The organism is Bifidobacterium apri, assembly GCF_009299485.1.
GTDB lineage: Bacteria > Actinomycetota > Actinomycetes > Actinomycetales > Bifidobacteriaceae > Bifidobacterium > Bifidobacterium apri.
The window spans coordinates 1-11,492 of record NZ_WBSO01000008.1 but is presented as its reverse complement, the minus strand read 5'-3'; the positions used below and the strand labels follow the sequence as shown (position 1 = coordinate 11,492).

The following is an 11,492-nucleotide window of genomic DNA, read 5'->3' as shown; positions in this document are numbered from 1 at the left end:
GGAACAGACAGAAAACCATGAACGCATGCCTTGAATGGGCAACGTCTACGAGTATCCACGCTACAACTACCGTATCTTCTCAAAACCAGTTGGTGTGGTGCGCAGCCCAAGCCACGCACCACACCAACCGCTACCGACCGGCTACTTCACGGTCACTGCCAGCTGATACGTGGCATCACCCATGGTGACGCTCACGGTGCTGGTGCCGGCAGTCACGCCGACGATCAGGCCGGTTCCGGTGACAGCGACCGCAGCCCCGTCGGACCACCACTTCGCATCGGGCATGCTCATGGTCTTGCCGTCCACACCAAGTTGCACGGTCTGCCCGGCGGTGATGGCGAGCGCGCCATCTGCCACACCATCACCCGTAATGCCGTTATCCGCCAGCGGTACAGTTTGGCAACTCAGCGTATTCAGCGTGGAGCCCCCGGTCCATGCCATGGTTCCTTTCAGTTCCATGCCTGCCTGCTGAGCTCCTGGGGTTTGCTGGGAGCCGCCGTCGTTGAAGATCACGCGGTAGGTGCCGGTTCCCAGGTCGGGGACTTCGTACCGGTACATGCCGGCTTTCGCGCAACCGTCATCAGCGGTCAGCTGGGTCATGGCGACGCCCGGCCATGTTGCGTTGCTCTTGGCTGTGGTGCCGTCGCCGGTGTATACGTAGGCATACAACGCGTTCCAGCCGCTCGGCTTTGACGCGTACACCACGTTCTTGGTTTCGCTGCCGGACTGGTTTGCGGTCACGGTCACGTCGACACTCGCGGTGACATTACCAACGCTCGCGGTAATGGTCGTAGTACCGGCTTTGAGCGCCGAAACACGGCCGTTGGTACCCACCGTGGCAATCAATGGACTGGACGAAGCCCAAGTGACCGTACCGGTTGCCGTGCTCGGCGTGACAGTGGCAGTCAGCTGTGCAGTCGCTCCGGTGCTCAGACTGAGCTTGCCGTCAGTCACGCCGTCACCGCTGATGGTCACCTTGGTGGCCGGAATGCTGCATTGCACGGTTTCCAGTGACGTGGATTGCCCATTCCATTGCACTGCCGCTCCTCGTGTGAATGCCATGCCGGCGACCATATCCGCAGGATACCGGTTGCTGGAGCTCCCGTTATCCGAGAAAATCACACGATAGGTGCCGTCGCCCAGGTCGGGCACTTCCACACGGTATGTTCCGGCTTTCGCGCAACCGTCATCCGCGGTGAGCAGGGTCATGGCGACGCCCGGCCAAGATGCGTTGGAGGCTGCGGACACGGAACCATCATCCTTGTAGATGTATGCGTTGATGGCGTTCCACCACGAAGGCTTGGTCGCGTACACCACGTTCGTGCCAGTGGTTTGCCCGGAACCGCCCGTATTGGAGCCACCCGTGCTGGACCCGCCAGTGCCGGAACCGCTCCCCGAACCGTTCGTCTGATAGAAAGCACTGACCGCATAGGCTTTCGCCGTACCAGCGGTGATCTTGCCGCCGGAAACGGTGATGGTGCCGCCGTTGACCTGGTCGGTGTAAGTGCCATTGTCAAGCGTGGTGCTCGAACCGGCGAGGTTGACGTCACCGCCCATGTTGGCGATCACCACACCATCGTCATCGGCCTTGCCGTCCTTGGCGTAACGCTCAATCATGAGGCAGGAGTTCTGGCCCTGGCAGTTGCGCAGGTACTCGCTGTTGCCGTTCATCTTGTTGCGGAAGTGGTTGACCGCGACCACGGCTTTGTCTTTCCACATGTTGTCGCCGGCATCGCCAAGCTGGGACTTCTCGGCAAACTGCGCGTTATTGCCGCCGGAACCGACCGGACGGTTGAAGTACAGCGGGGCGCCGCCGGCACGGGAACCGACGATAGCCCAGCCCATGCGCAGCTGGTAATCGTTGAGATAGGTGGATTCCTTGTCGCTGTTCGCATAATTATCATGCGATTCAACCCAAGTGACCAGCTGATCGTCCTTCGCGCCGCCGTTACGCAGGCTCGTCAGATTCCCTGCGTTCAAGCTGCCGCTCTTGATGGCCGAACGCACGGTCTTGCCGTAGTCGGAAGCCGTAGCGCCACCACCATCGGAGGAATACTGGGTGAACATGTTGGTGTAACCCGTATAGCTCAGGCTGCTGTCGCCTTGGAGCACTTCACCATACTGATACTGGGCTCCATTGTTCAAAATCGTCTGCCAATACACGGAATGCTGCGAGAACTCGTCAGGAAGCTCAACGTGCTTGGCTGCATCGAAGCGGAAACCGTCCACACCATCGTTGACCGCCTGCACGAGGAAGTCCTTCATCTTGTTGGCGGCGGTCTGGTTCTCGGTGTTGATATCCCACAAGCCGAGCAGATGGCAGTGCGTCACCTGCCAACGGTTGCTGTAGTTGATCTGGTCGCCCGCATTGCCCGGGCAGTTGGTGCGCGAGTGGAACAGGCTCGTGTCTTTCCAGCTGCTGCCGATCGCGTTCCAGTCGGACGAGAAATGGTTCGCGACGATATCGACGATGATGCGCACGCCATACTTATGGGCTTCAGCGCACATATCCTTGAGATCCTGCTCGGATCCCACCACGAAATTGCCGATGGTCGTATCAGTCGGCTGGTACACGTAATACCAGTTCTCCCCGAATTTCTTGCCGTTGGCCGGGTTCGTCTTGATAGCGCTCATCGGCTCGGTCTGCACCGACGTGTAACCGGCCTCAGCAATCGCTTTCATGTTGTTCTTGATGGTGTTGAACGACCACATCCATGCGTGGAGGATTGCGCCGTTCTTCATATCTTTGGTCAAGCCGTACTTGGTGCGTGCGGCTTCGAAATCCGCATTGCCCAGCGTGGCGGCATAGCTGTCTCGGCCGGTTCCGGCGGCGAGCGCCGTGTGCGTGCCGACGATGGAGAAGCTCGCGAACAGCATTGCGCATGCGGTTACGCCAGCTACAATGACACGCGCCATGGAATGCGGCGCGTTGTGGTGATGCCGTGTTTCCATGGCATCGGATGAGAGTGCAGTCGACCATCGACTAGTACTCATTGAGCCTCCTTGACTCGATGAAGCCGGGCATTGCCTCGATGGAATGCCGCGGTTTTGATGTTGTAATAGTGCCGGACACTGTTGTCTGGCACCAGTCTCAGTCTATGCTGAGCACAAGCCTGAAATCGCTTACAGAAACTATGGTTGCTTGCCTGAAAACAGTTGCATCAGCAAGCATCTGACGCTTCTCGCCGTTCGCAACACTGACGACGAATGTGTTGCCAAAGTGATTTCGACACGCCGGGCGTGTTGAACGACCTGCATGAAACATGACATGGCGGTGCTGCAAATAGCTGTGTCATGTATGCAACATGCACCATTGCTGTTGCATACATGACATATTCGTTTCATGCATATTCGCAAATTACTTGAGAATACAGGAATGCAACGTTTGCATTGAAATGTCTCGTTCTCCCCTGTTTACTGCTCAACATCAAGCGTGCCAAGCAAGGCCTTGTGGTCGGAGCCGGCAATCGTCACCGTTTCCAAATCCCCCACCACAACACTGCGATCATGCACAATATGGTCAATCTCAACCAACGAAGGCACCTTGAGTCGGCCACCGAACAAAGTGATATTCGACGGATATGTCATATGGAACCATGAACCATTCTGCTCACCGGCATCAACAAAGCGGTCGCCCAGCAGGAAACGGAAACTCGCATGATCCCACGTGGAGTTGAAATCACCCATCAGCACGAACAGCCGGGCGTTCGACTGCAGCTTCGCAATACTGTCAAGACCGCTGTTCCACAGCCCCTGATTCCTCGGGCGCGGAGAAAACGGGTGCACGCTGCCGAAACACACCGTCCTCGACGCCATGCGCACGCACGCCGAAGGAACGCTGGACGCTTCAATGGCAATCAAATTGGTCGTGGTGCTCACCGGTTGGGCGGCGGTGTACAACACATTCACACCGCCATTATCGTGGCCGCTCGGCGGGGCCACCACCGAGTACGGCAGCAGATTACCCAGCCCGGCGGCAGCCAAACGCTGCAACAAGCCGGCATTCGCCTCTTGCAACGTCAGCACTTCAACGTGCTCCTCGCGTACCGCGCGCACAATCTGTTGCGCATCTGCGAGACCATTCTTGGTGTTCAAGGTCATCACACGCGCATACCGGTCCGTGGTACTCCCTGTAAGGCTTGATACCGCCGGCAGCTCATGGGTGCGCTCATCCGACGTCCACACATACCCCCAATGCCAGCACAGCTGGGTCAGCAAACACAGCGTGCACACCACGGCAAGCGCCCGGCGCCGACCGATCAGCGCGCACAACAACGCGATGACTGAAATGCCGGCCATCCACGGAACGAACGCGACGACCACCGGAATGTACTTCTTGCCGTCCAATCCGTTGGGAGTCATCCGCAAGACCATCACGCCAAGTACCCCAAGCGTGACCAGCCACAGGAAAGCGAAAAACGGGCGTGCGCGCAGGGAATCCTCACGCTGCCAATCGCTGTACAAATCCTGATCAGTATCGACCTGGTCATACAGCTGCTGGACATCACCCATGCCATACCTCGTTTCCTGATTCGGCGATTCCGCAAACGCGAAATTCCCCGCACAACTCCGCACTGTTTTCTGCGTAATCGCTGCGCTGTTCTGCCGCGAACTCCCCGGAAGCGGCATGCGACCACCTTAGTGCACCAACGGCACACACGACAGACGATGTTACAGAAGTCTCACGAAACGACGTTCTGCCATGAAGCAAACCCAAGTGCCGACCAAATGTACTGCCGCCGCCAATACGCGTAGCCCGACCGAGGCACTGACAAGCACAAGCGGCAATCCGTTTCAGACGGTTGCAGCAAGCCCCTGCCACATAATCTGCGTACGCTGTGGGGCAGCCCCGACGCCGTAATGTTTGCGCATGCTGGTAAGAATCGTGCGCAACGCAGCATTGGTTTGGTTCGCCGCAAGACGGAACTTGTCGAATTCCTTACCATGCGGATCTTCGATATCTTTGGACGACGGAAGCATCGGGCGGACCATCGGCGCCAGATGAATCACCGATTCCAACCGCTCTTGGATGGTGCGACCTTGCACCATGCCGTGTTCCGCGCAATATTGGCACAGCGCGGCGAATTCCGTAAGCACGAACGTGTAACGGACGGCCGTGGGGGCGACGGTGACAATATCTTTGCGCTGAACCGCCTCGAAACAAAGAATCAAATCGGCCTCCTGCGCGATTTGTCTGGTCAGACGCCGCGAACGGAAGCCACTGGAATCAATGCCAATGCTGGACATGAGCCGGGCGCTCGACGGATCGATGGGATGCATGGGCAAGCCCTTGGTGCCGGCGCTGCTCACCGTGATGGACGTGCCGGAAAGGTAGCGGGACAACAGCAACTCGCCCATGGGCGAGCGGCAAATATTACCGGTGCACACGAACACAATCTGCATACGACCTATCCTTTACGCGGCTAAGGGTCTTCTTGGGGGAAGACCTATAAGCCACCATTCTACCGGGGCGACACGTCTTTGCACAGTTTCCCGCAAGGGCTATATCACAGCTGGATTCGAGGAGTGCGAAATATCGTCTGGCTCCCAAAGGCTGGGATTATGGTCTGCAACGCATTTTGAAACACTTTTCACGATGGATGAAACAACATTGCAGAGGAATGTGTTGGATTGATATCGCAAACATGCAGAGCTTCCCCAATTCTCGTTCAGGGTCAGGGTATACTCGACCGCAGAACATGCCGTTTGCCCCGCAAACCGGTTTGGCCCATCGATAACGAACCGGTTCATGTCATCTTAAGCATGGATAGGGGGGGGGGGGAGGCATAACAAGACACTTGAGAACAGGAGACGACAGAAGATGCCAGTTCGGGAAGGCTCTACAACAACCACGCAGTCCCATGACCGACGAGAGCAGGACATTCCCGCGCCTCCGGTCACGAAAGACAAGCATCGTACAGCCGCGTCCACTGCCGACTACCGAAAACAGACCATCAGGAGCGAGTCATCCAATCGAAACGCCGAAACATCGTTCTTCGATGGATCCTATTTCACACCCGACGATCAAGGCGTTCTACATCGCACCGGCAACTCCCATCCACCACTAGGGTATACGATTCCCCGTTGGCGGTACGTGTACAACGCAACACTTGTCGTGCTCGACACCGTAATGGTGCTGCTTGCATGCTGCTTGGTATTCCTGTTCAACCGCGACGCATACCACTCGCTGCTTGCCAGCCACGAGCCAATCGACGGGATCGTCGGATTCCTTGCGATTGTGTGCGTCTCAAACCTAATCTGCCTGTACCTGTGCAAGAGCTACGAGCGACACACCATGGGCGAAGGCTACGAACTGTACACCAAGCTCATCAACGCCCAGCTGCTGAATTTCGTCATGCTGTGCACCGCAACGTACATCTTTAAACTGGGTATCCCCCGCACCTTCACCTTCCTGGTGCCGATTGTCACGTTACTGCTGTTAATCATCGAACGCTGGCTGATGCGCCGATCACTCCACCGCAACCGAAGGAACGGCGAGTACAACTATCCGACCGTCATTGTCGCCTCCCCTGACGGGATTCGCGAAACCATCGCCAACCTCGGAAGGAACAACTCCCTCGGTTACGAGCCCATCGCAGTCTGCCCCGTCGCAGCTATCAGCAAAACCACCGGTGCAGACTCACCTCAGCATCTCATTTCCGTGCCATTCGAAGCACAAACCGACTTCGAGCGGCAACTCAAGGTGCTACCGCTCAACTCCCATCTGCCACAAGCTGCGAAACAACTCAATGCACAGACCGTACTCATCAGCGATGTACTCACCCGCGATTCGGAAACCATGCGCACACTCTCACTGGCAGTAGAATCCATGGGTATCGAGCTTGCCTTGACCACGAAAGTCGCGGATATCGGCTGTGCAACTCTCAATATGCGTAATGAGACATCTTTGCCAGTGCTGACCGCATATCTGCCACAATACAGCCTGAAAACCAGGATTCTCAAGCGTGTCTTCGACATCATTCTTTCGGCGGTTGCCATCATCATCAGCTCGCCAATCATGGCATATGTGGCATTCCGCGTACATCACGAGGACGGCGGCCCTGCGATTTACACGCAGCAACGCATCGGCCTGTACGGCAAACCGTTCACGCTTTACAAATTCCGGTCCATGCGCGTCAACGCGGACAAGGAAGACAAGAAACTTGCCCAGGAGATGGGCGCTGAACACGGCATCCTGTTCAAGCCAAAGGATGACCCACGTATCACCAAATTCGGCCATTTCATCCGCAAGACATCATTGGACGAATTCCCACAATTCTTCAATGTTTTCAAAGGTGATATGAGCTTGGTTGGACCACGACCGCAACAGCAGTATGAGGTCGACGAATACAACGCGCTGTACTCCACCCGTCTGCTCGTCAAGCCCGGCATCACCGGGCCATGGCAGGTTTCGGGACGCAGCGATCTGAACCAAGAAGAATCCGAGCGTCTTGATGTCTCCTACGTCGAGAACTGGTCGCTTACCGGCGACATCGCGATACTGTTCAAGACGGTGTCGGCAGTCTTGAAGGGCACGGGATCTTACTGATTCAGTCAATCGGAATCGAAGCTGTCGTATAGCTGAAATCTCGGCAAACCGGTTCGATTCCATCACACTCTTGCGGGAGTCTTGACGCGCCGGGAAGGGGACGCATCACGGCATTCCGCCATCGCTTCCAGTGGGCGGCTGCTCGGGCATAAGGCTCGGGCAGCCGCCCACTGATGTTTGTGCGGCGACCCGACTATCATGAATAGTTCCAAGAGCAATCAGACAGCACAAGCGGCGTCACCCGGGAACGGCGCCGCATGACGTGGCGATGGACTGGCGAAACAGGTGAGGCAGTGAGCAGGAGAGACGACGACAGGCGGCAATCCGTGGACAGCCGGGACTCGGCTGAAGAAAACAACGGCAGCTGGAACGTGGCGGATCAGGACGCGGAGTGCAATGCGACGAATCAAGTCGGCGGAGAACGAACCGGTCAGCGCAACTGCGCCGAAAACGGCGAACAGGACAGCAAGCCAACGAACCAGCGAATCCGCGCCAAACGAATCGGCAAGAAAATCGGCAAAGACGTGGACAAACCGCTCAACTCCGCAGAAGCATACGTGGACGGGCATCTGAGCAGAACCGCACTCATCTCGCTCATCATCCTCACTTTCATCACCTTCGTCGGCAATTTCACCCAGCTTCAACTCAGCTCCGCACTGCCTACCATCGTGGAGGATTTCCACATCAGCGTCACCACCGGACAGTGGCTTACCTCCGTGTTCCAACTGGTTATGGGCGTTATGGTGCCGCTCACCGCATACCTCACACGACGGTTCACCACGCGGCAGATCGTCATCACCTCCATGATCGTATTCACGATCGGTTCAGTACTCGCCTGGCTCGGACCGACATTCGTCATCGTGCTCCTCGGACGAATCCTCGAAGCCATCGGTACCGGCGTCATGTGGCCGGTTCTGCAGATTACCGTATTCTCCATCTACCCGCTTTCCCGCCGCGGATTCGCCATGGGAACCGTCGGTATGGCGATGAGCGTCGCGCCCGCCATCGGACCAGTTATCGGCGGGTGGCAGACCGATGCGAACGGGTGGCGTTCGATTTTCATGACGCTGACAGTCATCGGCGTGGCCTCGGTGCTGCTCGCCTTCTTCGGATTACACAACTTCGGAGCCACCGACCGCAATACGAAAGCGGACTTCTTCTCCGTGAGCCTCTCCATTTTCGGGTTCGGCGGGCTGATGTTCGGCTTCACCAATATCGAAGCCCACGCGTTCACGCATCCACTCGTCTGGCTGCCAATAGTGATCGGCATAGCCGGCATCATCTGGTTCGTCATGCGGCAAATTCACATGGCTGCCGCATATCGGGCATGGGAACGCGCGGATAATGCTGCTGAAGGCGCACCTATTCCGGCGGTTCCGGCGGTTCCGGCATCGGAAACAGGTGCGGTTGTGGAAACGACTGCCGGCACAACTGCCGAACATACGGCAACAGGCGGCGGAACGGCTACACCGGCCCAAGAGGCTGCAAAGCGCTCGAACAGGGGGACAACCGCCCCAGCGACGTCAAGCAAATCGAAACAGGTGCCCCACCCCTCCTCCGCACCGCGGCCTGCACTGCTCGACCTCGGTGTACTGCGCAACACAAGTTTCACCGTAGGCACCATCTGCGCCGCACTCAGCTTCTTCGCATTCAGTTCGATCATGGTGATTATTCCGCTGTATATCCAGAACGACCGCGGATACAGCGCAACCATGAGCGGCTTGATCATGCTGCCAGGCGCTATCGGCCAGTGCATTGCACAATTCTGCGGAGGCAGGCTGCTTGACCGCTTCGGAGCACGGCCCGTCGCGCTCGTTGGATCGGCAACACTGCTCATCGGCACCATCATGATGAGCATGATCGGCACCGATACGTGGATTTGGTGGGTGTCCATCTCACAATTCACCCGCCAAATCGGCATGGGGCTCGTACTCATGCCCGTCACCACATGGTCACTCAACTGCCTGGCAAGACAAGAGGTATCCGCCGGGTCGGCCGTCACCAACACGGTACGGCAAATCGCCGGCGCAATCGGCGCGCCCGTGATGGTCATCACCATGGAAACCCTGACACGTGTGTTCCAGGCCGGCGGGCTGAACGCGACACTCGCCAACATCGACGGCGTGAAATGGACGCTGCGCATCAGCGCCTGCTTTGTATTCGCGCAGCTGCTGCTCGTCATGTTCGGCGTGCACGGCCAAGGCGCCGGATCGGCAAGGGAAGCGGCACAGTACGCAATCAACCGGATGCGGCTGCACGGCGGCGCCGGGGATTGAGCCGACGACGGCGCAGCGGCCAGGCTGGAGTCATACTCTCGACGCCCATGTGATACAACGAGATACCAGCATGTTTCGTCTGCTATCTACGGTATCTGTAGTACTTCCCGCAAGGTATCTCGCTTATCTGTGTTCGTTGGCATCCGATACCTGCAATAGCACTGTTGTTTTTCCGCGGCCCATACTCGCGATACGAACGATTATGCACACAGATAGCGAAGATACGTTCCGCGAAGTACTACAGATATGCGAGATACGCATCCGCTGAATCTCGAATACCGGAAATACCAGCTACCGGCACAGGCACGAAATCGCTCTGGAGTGCTCTGGCCTCTTGAAGCTGCCATACCGAGCCGCATCAAGACTCGCGAACCAGTCGATTCCCTCAAAACAGCCGATATCGGGCGGGCACGCTTGTCTCAGTTCTGACCAGTCATCGTGAGATAGACCAGCACCACGTTCAACGCGATAATCAGCACGGCAACCAGCAAAAACACCACATGCTTGACCATGCCGTCACGATATTCCCCCATCAACTCCCGGTCACGCGTATAGCGCATCAACGGGATAATCGCGAATGGAATACCAATCGACAACACCACTTGGCCAATCACCAACGCGTACGTCGGATTCGCAGAAAACCACAGCACCACCAGCGCCGGAACCAACGTCACCACACGACATGCCCACATCGGCGCATGAATATGCAACAATCCGCGCATAATCTCCGAACCGGCATACGTGCCCACCGACGTGGAAGACAATGACGAAGCAAGCAAGCCAATCGAGAAAATCGTTCCAACCGCAGGGCCAAGCGCCAGCTCGATCGCATGCTGCGCACCTTCGATGGTGTCCGTTCCCTTCATGCCATACAGCGAGTTCGCAGCCAGCACGAGCAGCGCAAGGTTTACCGTGCCCGCCAATGCGAGCGCCCACACCACATCAATCTTCGATCCACGCAGCAACTGCTTGGTATCCGGCTTCTCCTCACCGGGAGCATAATGGTCATTCACCAGCGTGGAATGCAAATAAATCGCGTGCGGCATAACCGTCGCACCCAGAATCGACGATGCCATCAACACAGAATCCGCACCACGGAACCGCGGAACCAAACCGGCAAGCACATCGCCGCCATTCGGCGGATCGACAAACAACCCGGCAATGAACCCAAACGTAATCACCATCAGCATCGCGATAACGATCTTCTCAAACACGCGATGCGTGCGGCCACCTTGGAACCACAACAGCACCGTTGACACCGCGCCGATAACGCAGCCGCCCCAGAACAATGGCAGACCGAACAACAACCTCAGCGCGATCGCCCCGCCGATGACCTCGGCAAGATCCGTCGCAATCGCAATCACCTCGGCCTGCATGAAGAACATGTACCTGCCGGCATCGCTCATCCGCTCCCCCAAGATCTGCGGCAACGATTTGCCTGTCACAATGCCGAGTTTCGCGCTTTGATACTGGATCAGTACGCTCATCAGATTCGCCAGCACCAGCACCCACACCAGCAGATAGCCGTATCGGGCGCCCGATGTGATGTTCGCCGCCACATTGCCGGGGTCGACGTAAGCGACCGCCGCGACGAAAGCGGGGCCGAGGATTGAGGCGAGCGCCGGTCGCTTAGACACATCTGACGACGCCGCAGCACACCAGGGTGG

6 protein-coding genes are annotated in these 11,492 nt (G+C 57.4%); 2 read left to right on the top strand and 4 right to left on the bottom strand.

The window, feature by feature from the left end:
- Nucleotides 1-141: 141 nt before the first annotated feature.
- The 3 genes from DSM100238_RS06100 to DSM100238_RS06090 all read right to left on the bottom strand — a co-directional run bounded on the left by DSM100238_RS06100 (nucleotide 142) and on the right by DSM100238_RS06090 (nucleotide 5,403).
- A complete protein-coding gene (locus tag DSM100238_RS06100; RefSeq protein ID WP_240812382.1) occupies nucleotides 142-2,994 on the bottom strand; it encodes a starch-binding protein in 2,853 nt (950 codons plus the stop codon).
- Nucleotides 2,995-3,414: 420 nt separating this feature from the next.
- Nucleotides 3,415-4,512, bottom strand: coding sequence for an endonuclease/exonuclease/phosphatase family protein (locus DSM100238_RS06095; RefSeq protein WP_152355803.1), 1,098 nt, complete (start codon nucleotides 4,510-4,512; stop codon nucleotides 3,415-3,417).
- Between the two features lie 282 nt (nucleotides 4,513-4,794).
- On the bottom strand, nucleotides 4,795-5,403 hold the full coding sequence (locus DSM100238_RS06090; RefSeq protein ID WP_152355802.1) for an arsenate reductase/protein-tyrosine-phosphatase family protein: 609 nt from the start codon (nucleotides 5,401-5,403) through the stop codon (nucleotides 4,795-4,797).
- Between the two features lie 418 nt (nucleotides 5,404-5,821).
- On the opposite strand from DSM100238_RS06090, the gene DSM100238_RS06085 reads away from it, so the two are divergent.
- Complete coding sequence (locus tag DSM100238_RS06085) at nucleotides 5,822-7,549, top strand: sugar transferase (protein WP_152355801.1); 1,728 nt, start codon at nucleotides 5,822-5,824, stop codon at nucleotides 7,547-7,549.
- Between the two features lie 500 nt (nucleotides 7,550-8,049).
- Nucleotides 8,050-9,825 carry an MDR family MFS transporter gene (locus tag DSM100238_RS06080; protein WP_205730699.1) on the top strand — a complete coding sequence of 592 codons (1,776 nt, stop codon included), beginning with the start codon at nucleotides 8,050-8,052 and terminating at the stop codon, nucleotides 9,823-9,825.
- Nucleotides 9,826-10,244: 419 nt separating this feature from the next.
- Here DSM100238_RS06080 and DSM100238_RS06075 read toward each other — a convergent pair whose 3' ends face one another.
- The gene (locus DSM100238_RS06075; protein ID WP_152355800.1) at nucleotides 10,245-11,462 is read right to left on the bottom strand and encodes an Nramp family divalent metal transporter; all 1,218 of its coding nucleotides are present in this window, start codon (nucleotides 11,460-11,462) and stop codon (nucleotides 10,245-10,247) included.
- Nucleotides 11,463-11,492: the final 30 nt, after the last annotated feature.